General features: G+C 70.3%; 16 protein-coding genes. 12 read left to right on the top strand and 4 right to left on the bottom strand.

Annotation, left to right across the window (positions count from 1 at the left end; genetic code table 11):
* The first annotated feature begins 25 nt into the window (after window positions 1-25).
* From pcaF to ASE76_RS04030, 5 genes are all read left to right on the top strand, one after another.
* A complete protein-coding gene (gene pcaF, locus ASE76_RS04050; RefSeq protein ID WP_055834948.1) occupies window positions 26-1231 on the top strand; it encodes a 3-oxoadipyl-CoA thiolase in 1206 nt (401 codons plus the stop codon).
* A complete protein-coding gene (gene pcaD / locus ASE76_RS04045; protein ID WP_236698319.1) occupies window positions 1228-2052 on the top strand; it encodes a 3-oxoadipate enol-lactonase in 825 nt (274 codons plus the stop codon). Before pcaF ends, pcaD begins: the two co-directional genes overlap by 4 nt.
* A gap of 76 nt (window positions 2053-2128) precedes the next feature.
* Window positions 2129-2860: an SDR family oxidoreductase gene (locus tag ASE76_RS04040; protein ID WP_055835649.1), complete on the top strand. Its 732-nt coding sequence runs from the start codon at window positions 2129-2131 to the stop codon at window positions 2858-2860.
* A 49-nt stretch (window positions 2861-2909) separates the two neighbouring features.
* On the top strand, window positions 2910-3920 hold the full coding sequence (locus ASE76_RS04035; protein ID WP_082447892.1) for a tripartite tricarboxylate transporter substrate binding protein: 1011 nt from the start codon (window positions 2910-2912) through the stop codon (window positions 3918-3920).
* A 40-nt stretch (window positions 3921-3960) separates the two neighbouring features.
* On the top strand, window positions 3961-4965 hold the full coding sequence (locus tag ASE76_RS04030) for a tripartite tricarboxylate transporter substrate binding protein (protein ID WP_055834945.1): 1005 nt from the start codon (window positions 3961-3963) through the stop codon (window positions 4963-4965).
* Between the two features lie 73 nt (window positions 4966-5038).
* Here ASE76_RS04030 and ASE76_RS04025 read toward each other — a convergent pair whose 3' ends face one another.
* Window positions 5039-5539, bottom strand: a complete 501-nt coding sequence (locus tag ASE76_RS04025; RefSeq protein ID WP_055834942.1) for a pyridoxamine 5'-phosphate oxidase family protein — start codon at window positions 5537-5539, stop codon at window positions 5039-5041.
* A 187-nt stretch (window positions 5540-5726) separates the two neighbouring features.
* Here ASE76_RS04025 and ASE76_RS04020 point away from each other — a divergent pair, with 187 nt between their 5' ends.
* The 3 genes from ASE76_RS04020 to ASE76_RS04010 all read left to right on the top strand — a co-directional run bounded on the left by ASE76_RS04020 (window position 5727) and on the right by ASE76_RS04010 (window position 8068).
* On the top strand, window positions 5727-6311 hold the full coding sequence (locus ASE76_RS04020) for a malonic semialdehyde reductase (RefSeq protein ID WP_055834940.1): 585 nt from the start codon (window positions 5727-5729) through the stop codon (window positions 6309-6311).
* Between the two features lie 577 nt (window positions 6312-6888).
* Complete coding sequence (locus ASE76_RS04015; RefSeq protein WP_055835641.1) at window positions 6889-7515, top strand: ParA family protein; 627 nt, start codon at window positions 6889-6891, stop codon at window positions 7513-7515.
* Window positions 7516-7612: 97 nt separating this feature from the next.
* A complete protein-coding gene (locus ASE76_RS04010) occupies window positions 7613-8068 on the top strand; it encodes a MaoC family dehydratase (protein WP_055834937.1) in 456 nt (151 codons plus the stop codon).
* 72 nt (window positions 8069-8140) lie between these two features.
* On the opposite strand, the gene ASE76_RS04005 is transcribed toward ASE76_RS04010, so the two are convergent.
* Complete coding sequence (locus ASE76_RS04005; protein ID WP_055834934.1) at window positions 8141-8470, bottom strand: hypothetical protein; 330 nt, start codon at window positions 8468-8470, stop codon at window positions 8141-8143.
* Between the two features lie 175 nt (window positions 8471-8645).
* Here ASE76_RS04005 and ASE76_RS04000 point away from each other — a divergent pair, with 175 nt between their 5' ends.
* Window positions 8646-9581 (top strand): LysR family transcriptional regulator, encoded by a 936-nt coding sequence (locus tag ASE76_RS04000; protein ID WP_055834931.1) that lies wholly within the window; start codon window positions 8646-8648, stop codon window positions 9579-9581.
* A 63-nt stretch (window positions 9582-9644) separates the two neighbouring features.
* Here the strand turns inward: ASE76_RS04000 and ASE76_RS03995 are convergent, their stop codons facing one another.
* A complete protein-coding gene (locus ASE76_RS03995) occupies window positions 9645-10124 on the bottom strand; it encodes a tRNA (cytidine(34)-2'-O)-methyltransferase (protein WP_055834928.1) in 480 nt (159 codons plus the stop codon).
* 44 nt (window positions 10125-10168) lie between these two features.
* On the bottom strand, window positions 10169-10876 hold the full coding sequence (locus ASE76_RS03990) for a ComF family protein (protein WP_055834925.1): 708 nt from the start codon (window positions 10874-10876) through the stop codon (window positions 10169-10171).
* 88 nt (window positions 10877-10964) lie between these two features.
* On the opposite strand from ASE76_RS03990, the gene ASE76_RS03985 reads away from it, so the two are divergent.
* The 3 genes from ASE76_RS03985 (at window position 10965) to coxB (ending at window position 13791) form a co-directional block, all read left to right on the top strand.
* The gene (locus ASE76_RS03985) at window positions 10965-11915 is read left to right on the top strand and encodes a class I SAM-dependent methyltransferase (RefSeq protein ID WP_055834922.1); all 951 of its coding nucleotides are present in this window, start codon (window positions 10965-10967) and stop codon (window positions 11913-11915) included.
* A gap of 147 nt (window positions 11916-12062) precedes the next feature.
* Entirely contained in the window at window positions 12063-12539 is a 477-nt protein-coding gene (locus tag ASE76_RS03980; RefSeq protein WP_055834919.1) for a DUF2244 domain-containing protein, read from the top strand.
* 82 nt (window positions 12540-12621) lie between these two features.
* The gene (gene coxB, locus ASE76_RS03975; RefSeq protein ID WP_055835638.1) at window positions 12622-13791 is read left to right on the top strand and encodes a cytochrome c oxidase subunit II; all 1170 of its coding nucleotides are present in this window, start codon (window positions 12622-12624) and stop codon (window positions 13789-13791) included.
* Window positions 13792-13798 lie beyond the last annotated feature (7 nt).

Raw genomic sequence — 13798 nt, 5'->3', positions numbered from 1 at the left:
TTTTCCCCTCACTGGAAACACACCCATGACCACCCACGCCTTCATCTGCGACGCGGTTCGCACCCCCTTCGGCCGCTACGGCGGCGCGCTCTCCAGCGTGCGCACCGACGACCTGGGCGCCGTGCCGCTCAAGGCCCTGATGGCCCGCAACCCGAACGTCGACTGGGCGGCCGTCACCGACGTGCTCTACGGCTGCGCCAACCAGGCCGGCGAGGACAACCGCAACGTCGCCCGCATGGCCTCGCTGCTGGCCGGCCTGCCGACCGACCTGCCCGGCGCCACGATCAACCGCCTGTGCGGCTCGGGCCTGGACGCGCTGGGCACCGCGGCCCGCGCGATCAAGTCGGGCGAGGCCGGCCTGATGATCGCCGGCGGCGTCGAGAGCATGAGCCGCGCGCCCTTCGTCATGCCCAAGGCCGAGAGCGCCTTCAGCCGCGCCAACGCGGTCTACGACACCACCATCGGCTGGCGCTTCGTCAACAAGCTGATGAGGCAGATGTACGGCGTCGATTCGATGCCGGAGACGGCCGAGAACGTCGCCGACGACTACGGTATCGAACGCGAGGCGCAGGACCGCATGGCGCTCGCCTCGCAGCAGAAGGCGGTGGCCGCGCAGAAGGCCGGCCATTTCGACAGCGAGATCGTGCCGGTCACCATCCCGCAGAAGAAGGGCGACGCGGTGGTGGTCGGCAAGGACGAGCATCCGCGCGACACCACGATGGAGACGCTCGCCAAGCTCAAGCCCGTGGTGCGCGAGGGCGGCACGGTCACGGCCGGCAACGCCAGCGGCGTGAACGACGGTGCGGTGGCCCTGCTGCTGGCCGACGAGGCCAGCGCCAGGGCGCACGGCCTGACGCCGCGGGCCCGGGTGGTCGGCATGGCGACGGCCGGCGTGCCGCCCCGGGTGATGGGCATCGGCCCCGCACCCGCCACCCAGAAGGTGCTGCAGCTCACCGGCCTGACGCTGGAGCAGATGGACGTGATCGAGCTGAACGAAGCCTTCGCCGCCCAGGGCCTGGCCGTGCTGCGCCTCCTGGGCCTGCAGGACGACGACCCGCGCGTCAACCCCTACGGCGGCGCGATCGCGCTCGGCCATCCGCTGGGCGCCTCCGGCGCGCGGCTGGCCACCACCGCGGTCAACCAGCTGCACCGCACCGGCGGCCGCTATGCGCTCTGCACCATGTGCATCGGCGTGGGGCAGGGCATCGCCGTGGTGCTCGAGCGGGTATGAACATGGTCGCCGGCTCCGGAGCCTCCACCGTCGACACCGCCGCCGGCCGCTTCCGCATCCGGCTGGACGGCCCGGCCGATGCGCCGGTGCTGGTGTTCTCCAACTCGCTCGGCACCACGCTGGAAATGTGGGACGCGCAGGCCGAGCGCTTCGCGCGCGATTGGCGGGTGCTGCGCTACGACACCCGCGGCCACGGCGGCAGCGAGGTCACCCCCGGGCCCTACGGCTTCGACCGGCTGGGCGGCGACGTGGTCGCGCTGCTGGATGCGCTCGGCATCCCGCGCGCCAGCTTCTGCGGCATCTCGATGGGTGGCTTTACCGGGCTGTGGCTCGGCGTCCATGCGGGCGACCGGCTGAACCACCTGGTGGTCGCCAACAGCGCCGCCCGCATCGGCACCGCCGAAGGCTGGCTGTCGCGCGCCGCCCTGGTGCGCGAGAAGGGCACGGCGGCGATGGCCGAGCTGGCCGCCTCGTCGCCCGGCCGCTGGTTCACCGACGCATTCTCCGCGGCGCAGCCCGCCGTGGTGCGACAGGCGCAGGCCTGGATCGCCGGCATTCCGCCCGAGGGCTATGCCGCCTGCTGCGAGGCCCTGGCCCATGCCGACCTGCGCCCGCAGATCGGCGGCATCCGGGTGCCGACCCTGCTGATCGCCGGAACCGCCGACCCGGTCACCACCGTGGCCGACGCGCAGGCGATGCGGGCGGCGATTCCCGGCGCGCAGCTGGTCGAAGTGCCGGCGTCGCATCTCTCCAACCTGGAAGCGCCCGAAGCGTTCGACGACGCGCTCGGCAGTTTTCTCCGCACGCAGGCGCCCCGCTGAGGCGGTGGCGGCTGCGCCCGGTCCAGACCGCATCGCGGGCCCCGGCACGGCGCCGGGCCCGCTGGAATCCATCGACATGAACAACCCTGTTTCTCCTTCCTCCGGCCGTGTCCGCGAGCGCGTACTGATCACCGGCGGCGCCGCCGGCATCGGCGCCGCCACCGCCGAGCGCTGCTACGCCGACGGCTACGAGCCGGTCGTCGTCGACCGCGCCGGCGACGGCATCCGCGCCGACCTGTCCGACGTGGCCGCCACCGCCGAGGCGCTGCGCCAGGCGCTCGCCGGCGGGCCGATCACCCGGCTGGTCAACAACGTCGGCATCGTCTGCCCGGCCTCGGCCGAAACGCAGACGCTCGACGAGTTCGACCTGGCCGTCTCGCTCAACCTGCGCTGCGCGCTGCAGTGCATGCAGGCGTTGCTGCCGGGCATGCAGGCGGCGGGCTTCGGCCGCATCGTCAACATGTCGTCGCGCGCGGCGCTGGGCAAGGAGCTGCGCACCGCTTACTCCGCCACCAAGGCCGGCCTGATCGGCATGACCCGGGTCTGGGCGCTGGAGCTGGGCGTGCACGGCATCACCGCCAACGCGATCGGCCCCGGCCCGATCCGCACCGAGCTGTTCGACCGCGCCAACCCGCCCGACGCGCCGCGCACCCGCGCGATCATCGACGCGGTGCCGGTCAAGCGCGTCGGCACGCCCGAGGACATCGCCCACGCCGCTGCCTACCTGCTCGACGCCCGCAGCGGCTTCGTCACCGGCCAGGTGCTGTACGTCTGCGGCGGCATGACCGTCGGCGTCGCCGGGGTCTGACCCGCATGCGCCGATTCCGAATTTCAACCACCATCCAGGGATACAACCAATGAAGACGCTCGCATCCACTTCTTCGCTCCGACGCCGCTCCGCCGTCCTCGCGCTGGCCGCAGGCATGGCCGGCCTCGCCGGCCTGCCGGCCACCGCCTCGGCCCAGGCCGCCTATCCGAACAAGGTGATCACCATCGTCGTGCCCTTCGCGGCCGGGGGCACCACCGACATCCTGGCCCGCCTGGTCGGCCAGGCGCTGGGCACCGAACTGGGCCAGCAGGTCATCGTCGACAACCGCGCCGGCGCGGGCGGCAACATCGGCAGCCAGCTGGTGGCGCGCGCCCCGGCCGACGGCTACACCCTGCTGATGGGCACCGTGGGCACGCATGCGATCAACGCGGCGCTCTATCCCAAGATGCCCTTCGACCACATCAAGGATTTCGCGCCGATCTCGCGCGTAGCCAACGTGCCCAACCTGCTGGTCGCCAACCCGCAGCAGCCGTTCAAGACGGTGCCCGAGCTGATCGCCTATGCCAAGGCGAACCCGGGCAAGGTCAACTTCGGGTCGTCCGGCAACGGCAGCTCGATCCACCTGTCGGGCGAGCTGTTCAAGAGCATGGCCAAGGTCGACATGGTGCACATCCCCTACAAGGGCAGCGCGCCGGCTGTGGCCGACCTGCTCGGCAACCAGATCGCGATCATGTTCGACAACCTGCCCTCGGCGATGCAGCATGTGCGCTCGGGCAAGCTGCGGCCCATCGCGGTGACCACCGCCAAGCGCTCGCCCGAGCTGCCCGACGTGCCGACCATCGCAGAGGCCGGCCTGCCGGGCTACGAGGCGACTTCGTGGTTCGGCCTGTTCGCCCCGGCCAAGACGCCGGCCGACGTGGTCGACAAGATCGACGCGGCGCTGATCAAGGTGCTGGCCTCCGCCGACCTGAAGAAGCGCCTGAGCGAACAGGGCGCCGAGCCCTATGCCGAGAAACCCGCGCAGTTCGCCGAGTTCATCAAGACCGAGACCGCCAAGTGGGGCAAGGTGGTGAAGGATTCCGGCGCCAGCGTCGACTGACCCGATTTTTTTTCCTCAACGAGACCACAACGGAGACAACATGGCACAAGACCACCCCTTCACCCGCCGCGTCCTGGGCTGCGCGGCCCTCGGCCTGGCGGGCCTCCTGGCCACCGGCGGCGCCTGGGCGCAGGCCGCGGCCGCCTGGCCCACCAAGCCAGTGCGGATCATCACCCCGTTCCCGGTCGGCGGCGGCCCCGACGGCCTGGCGCGGCTGGTGGCCGACAAGCTGTCGCGCAAATGGGGCCAGCCGGTGGTGGTCGAGAACCGCCCGGGCGGCAACGGCTTCATCGCGATCGATGCGTTCAAGCGCGGCGCCAAGGACGGCCACGACCTGATCCAGCTCGACAACGTGCACCTGGCCGCCTACCCGGCCCTGTTCAAGAAGCTGCCCTACGACGCGGAAAAGGATTTCGATCCGATCCTGCCGATGTTCCGCACCTACTTCTTCTTCACGGTTCCCACCTCCAGCCCGTACAAGACGGTGGGCGACCTGATCGCCGACGCCAAGAAGAACCCCGGCAAGCTCAACTACGGATCCTGGTCGGTGGGCAATCCGGTGCACCTGGGCTCGGAGCTGTTCGAGGCGGTCACCGGCACCCAGATGGAGCATGTGATCTACAAGGAAACGACCCAGCTCTACACCTCGGTCGCGACCGGCGAGCTGGCTTTCGCGCTCGGCTCCAGCGCCACCGCGGGGCCGCTGTACCGCGCCGGCAAGATCAAGCTGCTGGCCGTGGCGGCGCCCAAACGCACCGTCGGCTACGAAGACGTGCCGACGGTCGCCGAATCCGGCGGCCCGGCCAACTTCGAGGTGATCGGCTGGAACGCCATCGCCGCGCCGCGCGGCCTGCCCGCCGCGGTGACCGACAAGATCAAGCGCGACGTGGAAGAGGCGCTGGCCGCGCCCGACGCGAAGGAGAAGTTCCTGAGCTTCGGCTATGAGCCGTTCCCGCAGACGCGCGAGCAGTTCAACGCGTTCATCGCCAGCGAGTCCAAGCGCTTCGGCGACGTGATCCGCAACGCGAACCTGTCGCTGGACTGACCGGCGGACGCCCAGCAAAAAGCCGCACGGCGTGCGGCTTTTTGCATGGGCCGGGGCGCCTACCGGGTGCGGATCACGACACCTTCAGGGTCTTGTGCTCGCCCAAGTCCGGCGGCGTGCCGGTGACGGCGGCCTTGGCCATCTTCAGCAACTGGACCATCTTGCTGTCGGTCACGTCCCAGTATTCGGCGTCCTCGATGCGGACTTCGAGCAGACCCAGGTCCGGGTCGTTCACGCCACCCGAGAACCAGGCTTCGGCCTGCTTGTTCCACAGCCGCTCGATTGTGGCGCGGTCCTGCGAGATGCGGGCGGTGCCGGTGATCGACACGTAGCTGTCCTTGCCGGGGTGGGCATAGGCCAGGTTCACGTTGCCGTCGGCCGCGACGCGGGTGGCCACTTCGCCGGACTTCGGCACGAAGAAGTAGAGCATCGCGCCTTCGTCGATCGACTGGTTCTGCGTGGTCAGCGGGTGGCTGTGCAGCTTGCCGTCGGTGTGGCGGTGGGTGAACATGCCGAACTTGATGTCTTTGATCAGGTCCCATAGCGTGTCGTGGGCCGAGGTGTCGTTGCTCATGGATTCTCCGTGCATTGGAATGAGCATGCAGCATCGCCGCCAACGGCGTCCCGGGCGCGTCAGCCATCGGCCAACATCGGTGTGCGGCACGGCGCACACCGTGGCGGCGGAAAAGGCGAGCGGGTAAGCTGTTGCGCCTTTGTCCGAACATCCGTTCGTCCCTCCTCACACCCGTCACACACACACCATGACCATCGATTCGTCCGCCCTCGACCTGCTGTTCAACAATGCCCGCACCGCCAACGGCTTCCTCGACAAGCCGGTGCCGCTCGAATTGCTGCGGCAGGCCTACGACCTGGCCAAGATGGCGCCGACCTCGATGAACACCCAGCCGACGCGCTACGTGTTCCTGATCACGCCCGAAGCGAAGGCCCGCCTGGCACCCGCGCTGTCGGGCGGCAATACCGAGAAGACGGCGCAGGCCCCGGTCACGGTGATCGTGGCGACCGACACCCGCTTCTACGAGAACATGCCGCTGGTCTGGCATGCCGAAGGCGCCAAGGAAATGTTCGAAGGCAATCCGGCCATGGCCACCGCCACCGCCACCCGCAACGGCACGCTGAGCGGCGGCTACTTCATCCTGGCGGCGCGCGCGGTAGGTTTGGATGTAGGCCCGATGAGCGGGTTCGACATTCCGAAGGTGAATGCGGAGTTCTTCCCAGACGGTCGGTACCAGGCCAACTTCCTGATCAACCTGGGGTATGCGGACCACAGCAAGGAGTTCAACCGCAATCCGCGGCTGACGTTCGAGCAGGCGGCCGACGTTCTTTGAGTTTTCGTTTGGGGATGGCTGCGTTGGTTCGGGATCGTGCCGACGGCGTACTCTGCTCCGCGACTGTCCCCCGGCCTGCGGCCTCCTCCTCGATGTCGCTGCGCAGAGCACGCCATCGTCACGATCCCTTTTGGGTGCTGGATCGACGGTGATCAGGCGGGCGCCTGCGATGGGCTCGGCTTCCTTTGCAAGACGTCGATGCGGACACAGCGCCAGCGACCTGGGCCTGCGGCTGATCCGACCCGCACGACGCAAGGCTTCCAGGGCCGGGAGCGTCGGGTGACCCCCGCAGCGAAATAGAGGGGGAGGCCGCAGGCCGGAGGACATTCGCGGAGGGGGTCACCCGGCGATCACGGCCCCGACCACAACCCACGCACAGGCCTCTCCATTCACCCCGCAACCTCAAAACGTTCCGTTGCTATCAATTAAATAGCTAGAGGCCGGCGCTCCCAGCCGGCTACAGCCCCTTTTTATCAAAAAGTAGCCCCAGCCGTCCGGTCGGCACGGCAGGCATCCGGAAGACCGCCACCCCCCGCCCGCTACCATGGCCGCCATTGCCACCATCGGAGATGCTTCCATGCCCATCGTCGCGGTCGCCAATCCCAAGGGGGGTGTCGGTAAGTCGACCCTCTCCACCAACATCGCGGGCTACTACGCCAGCCGGGGCCACGAGGTCCTGCTGGGCGACGTGGACCGGCAGCAGTCGTCGCGGCTGTGGCTCGGCCTGCGGCCTCCGACGGCGCGGCCGATCGGCACCTGGGACACCAGCGATTCGCTCGTGACCCGGCCGCCCCGCACCGCCAGCCATGCGGTGCTCGACACGCCGGGCGGGCTGCACGGCTGGCGCTCGGCCGACGTGTTCAAGATGGCCGACAAGGTGGTCGTGCCGCTGCAGGCCAGCGTGTTCGACATCTTCGCCACGCGGGGCTTCCTCGACGAACTGGCCGCGCTGCGCCGCGGCCCCGGCGGCGGGCCGGAGATCGGCATCGTGGGCATGCGGGTCGATTCGCGCACCATCGCGGCCGACCACCTGCAGACCTTCGTCGAGAGCCTGGGCCTGCCGGTGCTGGGCTACCTGCGCAACACCCAGAACTACGTCCACCTGGCCGCCCGCGGCCTGTCGCTGTTCGACGTGGCGCCCGGCCGGGTCGAGAAGGACCTGGTGCAGTGGGAGCCGATCTGCCGCTGGCTCGACGCGGCCTAGCGAGCGGTTGCCGAGCGGCAGCCGAGCGGCCGGCGCTTGGCCCGCCTTGTCGCGGCGCTGACATGCGGCGCGCGTGCGGCGCCCTACAGTGGCCCGCATGAAAACCTTCAAGACCCTGGCCGACGTGGCCGCCCTCGTGGGGCAGGAGGTCGCCTCCAGCGACTGGACCACCGTGACGCAGGAGCAGGTGCAGCGCTTCGCCGACGCCACCCACGACCACCAGTGGATCCACCTGGACGCGGAACGCGCGTCGAAAGGCCCATTCGGCGCGCCGATCGCGCACGGCTTCCTGACGCTGTCCTTGCTGCCCGCGCTGATGCAGAGCACGCTGTCCATCGAGGAAGCGCGCATGGGCGTCAACTACGGCCTGAACAAGGTGCGGTTCCCGTCGCCGGTGCCGGTCGGCAGCCGGCTGCGTGCGCGCTTCGCGCTGCAGGCGGCCGAGCAGGTCGACAACCGCGGCTGGCAGTTCACCTGGCAGGCGACGATCGAGCGCGAAGGCGGCACCAAGCCGGTCTGCGTGGCCGAAACGCTGTCGCGGCTGTATCCCTGAGCGGATGCGAAAAAGCCCGCCGGCATCGCGCCGGCGGGCTTGTCTTGACAGCGCAGGTGGCCGGGCCTGCGATCAGGCGTAGGCAACCTCGGGCTCTGCAGCGTCTTCCTGCGCGGTGGTGAGCGCCGTCCACGGTTGGAGGTTCCGGTGGGCCGACGCGGTGGTGATCGTCGCCACCCGCACACCATCCGATGCCGCGCCCCGGTAGTGCGCCGCATGCATCGCACTCGCTGGCGCACCGATCCCCGCGCAGAGCGCTGCCGGCTGCAGTGGCGACTGCCGGGCCAGGCATTCGTCGCCGGCCGCACGGGCCGAGGCGCCGCCGCCGCCCAGCACGCCGACCAGCGTCAGGGCCGATGCGGCGAAGGCGTTGCGGGAGAGAAGCTTGCGCTGGTCGTTCATGGTGTCGTCCTTCCGGGTGTGCCGCGCCTTCCGGGTCGGCGGCTTGTCGATGCATGCACTGTAGGTTTTCGGGCGGCGGCTGCAAACCCGCTGGCAGGCAACCCAGCGTTGGCGTAACTGGAACAATCGGCCCAGGCCGGCGCATGCGTCGCCGGCCGCACGACGGACGAGGACGATGGACAGACTTCAATCGATGCGGGTGTTCCAGCAGGTGGTGGACGAGGGCGGTTTCGCCGCGGCCGGCCGGGCGCTCGACATGTCGCCGGCGGCGGTCACCCGCTTCATCTCCGACCTGGAGGGCCACCTGGGCGCCCGGCTGCTGCAGCGCACCACCCGCCGGCTGGCGCTGACCCCGGCCGGCGAGGACTACCTGGCCCGGGTGCGCACCATCCTGCAGGCGGTGGAGGAGGCCGAGGCGGCGGCCACCGCCAGCACGCGGGAGCTGCAGGGCACGCTGCACATGGTCTGCACCGCGGTGCTCGCCTCGTACTTCCTGGCGCCGCGGGTCGGCGCCTGGCGGGCGGCCCATCCGGGCGTGCGGCTGCAGGTGGCGGTCGATCCGTTTCCGCAGGGGCGGGTGGAAGAGTTCGACCTGAGCTTCCTGCTGGCCGACGAGGGCTTCGACGCCAACATCATCGCCCGCCCGCTCTGGACCGGCGACCTGATCGTCTGCGCCGCGCCGTCGTACCTGAACGGCCGCGGCACGCCGCGGGTGCCGGCCGACCTGGCCCGGCACGACTACCTGCGCCATGCAGTGCCGCAGACCGGCGGGGCACGCCGGATGCGGTTGCGGCCGGCCGAGGCCGGAAGCCGGGAAGAGCCGGTGGAGATCGACATGCCGGTGGTGCTGCAATCCGAAAGCCCCGACATGCTGCACCGCGCGGCCATCGGCGGGGCGGGCGTCACCGTGGTATCGAAGCTGCTGGCGGCGCCGCACCTGCACAGCGGCGCGCTGGTGCACCTGCTGCCCGACTGGATCTTCGGCCGCGTCACCCTGTACGCGGCGCAGCCGGCGCGGCAGCTGGTGCCGGCCCGCACCCAGGCGTTCCTGCAGTTCCTGGAGCAGTTCGACCCGACCGCGACGCGGCTGCCCGCGCCGCAGGAATTCTGAGTCGAAAGTGCCTGTAGCCGGCGAAGGGCGCCGGCCACCAGCTATCGATTTCGTAGCATCGGGTCAGGACTGCGCAGCGGCGCCTGCGAAGCCGCACTGCCGCCAGGCCTCGAACACCGTCACCGCCACCGCGTTCGACAGGTTCATGCTCCGCTGGCCGGCGCGCATCGGCAGCCGCAGCCGCTGGCCGGGCGCGAAGCCGTCGCGCAGCGCGGGCGGCAGGCCGCGGGTCTCGGAGCCGAAGACCAGCCAGTCGCCGGCCGCGAACGCGGTGTCGTGGACAGAGCGGGTGCCGTGGGTGGTCAGCGCGAACATCCGCCCGGGCGCCGGCCGCTCCCCGGCCAGCAGCGCCTGCCAGTCGGCATGGCGCCTCACCTCGGCGAACTCGTGGTAGTCCAGGCCTGCGCGGCGCAGGAGCCTATCCTCCATCGAGAAGCCCAGCGGCTCCACCAGGTGCAGGGTGCAGCCGGTGTTGGCCGCCAGCCGGATCACGTTGCCGGTGTTCGGCGGGATTTCGGGCGAGACGAGGACGATGTGGAACATGCCGGCGATTGTCGCGTGGCGGCCGGCCGGCGAAGCGCCCGCGCTCAGTCGGTGCGGGCCACCGCCAGCGCGGTGATGTGCGCCGCGCCGGCCTGCCGCAGCGCGGCGGCGGCGGCGTGGAGCGAGGCGCCGCTGGTCATCACGTCGTCGACCAGCACCACCCGCCGGCCGGCGACCTCGGCGGTGCGCAGCGGATCGACCGCGAAGGCGCCGCGCACGCTGGCCAGCCGGGCGGCGCGGTCGAGGCCGCTCTGCGCCGGCGTGTGGCGGATGCGCAGCAGCAGCCGGTCGTCGAAACGCTCGGGCGCCAGGTGCCGGGCCAGCAGGGCGGCCTGGTTGTAGCCGCGCTCCTGCAGCCGCTGGGGCGACAGCGGCATCGGCAGCACCCGGTCGGCCGCCTCCAGCGCCGGCTCCACCCACGGCGTGCTGCGCAGCAGCAGCGCCAGCCAGGGCGCCCAGCCGGTCTCGCCCTGGAACTTGAAGCGGGTGATGCAGCCAGCCCAGGGGAATCCGTAGGAGACGGCGACATGGCAGGCATCGAGCGGCGGCGGCGCCTGCAGGCAGGCGCCGCAGGTCCCGACGCCGGGCGCCACCGGCAGGGCGCAGCGGCGGCAGCGCGGCACCGGCTGGGCGAAGCGCTGCACGCACAGGTCGCACACCGGCCGGGCCGGCCAGGCGCCGCAGACGGCGCAGCGGGCCGGAACCGCGGCGGCGGTACGGGCCATCACACCGGTCACGAGCGCGCGGAACATCGCGCCAATATACTTCCGCGGCCCCACCCCACCGCTCCCCGGCACGCGCCGGTGCCGCCCCCTGCGGCGCGGTCTCCGCGCCCCACCGATGCCCCTCGATTCCCACGACCGCCCCCCCACCATCGACCCGCGCGCCGCCCAGCGCTGGGCCCGGCGCCCGCCCGAGGCGGCATCGCCCTGGCTGCACGAGGAGATCGGCCGGCGGATGGAAGCGCGGCTGGACTGGATCACCCTGAAGACGCAGCGCTGGGCCGACTGGGAGCCGCTGCGCGGCGGGCGCGAGGTGCACGCGCTGCTGGCCAGGCGCTTCCCCGGCGCCGCCTGCGACGTGGTCGAGGCGACCGAGGCGCGGACCGCCGCCGCCCGGGCCGCGCTGGAGGCCCCCTGGTGGCAGCGCTGGCGCGGGCCGGCCACCACCTTCGCCACCGGCGGCGATGCGCTCGCGCCCGGCAGCATCGACATGCTCTGGGCCAACATGGCGCTGCACACCGCGGCCGATCCGCAGGCGCTGATCGCCCAGTGGCACCGGGCGCTGGCGGTCGACGGCTACCTGATGTTCTCCTGCCTGGGCCCCGACACCCTGCGCACCCTGCGCGGCCTGTATGCCCAGCTCGGCTGGCCGGCCGCCGGACACGAGTTCACCGACATGCACGACTGGGGCGACATGCTGGTCCACGCCGGTTTCGCCGAGCCGGTGATGGATATGGAGCGCACCGTGCTTACCTACGAAACGTCCGAGCGGCTGCTGCAGGAGTTGCGCGAGATCGGCCGCAACCTCCATCCCCAGCGCTTCCCGGCACTGCGCGGCCGGGCCTACCGCGCCCGATTGCTAGCGGCGCTCCAGGAGCGGCTGGTGCCGGCGGGCGGGGAAGGGCGGCTGTCGATCACCTTCGAGATCGTCTACGGCCATGCCCTGAAGCCGGTGCCCAGGCTCAAGCTGGCCGCGGAGAGCGCGGTGTCGCTGCAGGACATGCGCAGCATGCTCCAGCGGCCGCGCGGCGCCGGCGCAGGCCCCTCCGGTGGTGCCGGGGCAGGGTAATTCCCCACCCCCCACCCGCGTTAGAATGAGGGGTTATCGGGATTTCGGGAATCCTCCCCTGCAACGCTGGGTTTTCAGCGCATGCCGGCGACCCGCAGCGGGTCGGCGGATGGGCGGTCAACACCTCCTGGTTTTGGTGAATGGACGATGTCGAACGCCGCCTATCGTTTCGCCACGGTGTCGGGCCAGAACTTTCACTGGTTCCTGAAGCGCAACTGCTCGGTGACGCCCGCCCAGCTCGGCTGGATGTACGCGTCGCTCTGCACCGTGTCGCTCGGCATCGGTGCCCTGTTCTGGTGGCAGGGCGCGAAGATGGTGATGCCGTTCGCCTGGCTGGAGTTGCTGGCGGTCGGCGCGGCGTTCCTCGCCTATGCGCGGCACGCCACCGACGGCGAGCGGATCGTGTTGCAGGGAACGTCGCTGGTCGTCGAGCGCGAGACGGCCGGGCGGCTGGAGCGGACGGAATTCAGGCGGGAGTGGGTCCGGGTGGAGCCCAAGGTGGGCGACCGGTCCCTGATCGAGCTTTCGGCGCAGGGGCGGTCGATGGAGGTCGGGCGCTTCGTGCGGCCCGAATTGCGGCCGGCCCTGGCGAGCGAGATCCGGATGGCATTGCGGGCGACCTGAGGACGGTCCGGCCGGCACGGGTGGCGTGCATGGCAGGCTTGCGTCGGACGTGTGGTTTAGAGGCAATTAACAAATGAAGACGATGAAGCGCATTTTCAATAAGCTCGCCCACGTGTCGCTCATGGCGGCTGCTGGCTTCGGATCGCTGGCCCACGCGGCCAACGACCTGCCCGGCGGCCCCGCCGTCCGCCAACTGAACCTGCCGACCCCCGCCACCAAGATCGCCGAAGAGCAGTATTTCCTGCACACGATGATGATGGTGATGTGCACCGTCATCTTCGTGGCCGTGTTCGCGGTCATGTTCTATTCGATCTGGAAGCACCGCAAGTCGAAGGGCTACAAGCCGGCGAACTTCCACGAATCGGTCACGGTCGAGGTCATCTGGACCATCGTGCCCTTCGTCATCGTGGTGCTGATGGCGCTGCCCGCCACCAAGGTGCTGGTCGCCCAGAAGGACACCACCAACGCCGACCTCACCATCAAGACCACCGGCTACCAGTGGAAGTGGGGCTACGACTACATCACCGGCGAGGGCCAGGGCCTGAGCTTCATCTCGACCCTGCTCAACGAGCACCGGGTCATGTCCAATGAAGGCGCCAAGGGCACCATCCCCGACAACTACCTGCTCGAGGTCGACAACCCGCTGGTGGTGCCGGTCGACAAGAAGATCCGCATCATCACCACCGCCAACGACGTGATCCACGCCTTCGCGGTGCCGGCCTTCGGCATCAAGCAGGACGCGATCCCCGGCTTCGTGCGCGACACCTGGTTCCGCGCCGAGAAGACCGGCGACTTCTACGGCCAGTGCCAGGAACTCTGCGGCAAGGAACACGCCTACATGCCGATCCACGTGAAGGTGGTCTCGGCCGAGGAATACACCCAGTGGGTCGACGTGCAGCGCAAGAAGGCCGCCGCCAAGCTCGACGACCCGGCCAAGGTCTGGGCGCTGCCCGACCTGGTCAAGCGCGGAGAGAAGGTCTACGCGGCCAACTGCGCCGCCTGCCACCAGGCCAACGGCAAGGGCGCTGGCCCGATCAAGGCGCTCGACGGCTCGCCGGTGGTGCTGGCCGAGAACCACAACGAACAGATCGACGTGCTGCTCAAGGGCCGGATGGACAAGGGCATGCCGTCGTGGAAGCAGCTCTCCGACACCGACATCGCGGCGGTGGCGACCTACACCAAGAACAACTGGTCCAACAAGACCGGGCAACTCATCCAGCCGTCCGAAGTGCTGGCCGAGCGCAGCAAGTAAACCGCAA

It is taken from the genome of Xylophilus sp. Leaf220, from assembly GCF_001421705.1.
Taxonomy (GTDB): Bacteria; Pseudomonadota; Gammaproteobacteria; order Burkholderiales; family Burkholderiaceae_C; genus Xylophilus.
This window is presented reverse-complemented; position numbering and strand designations above follow the sequence as displayed.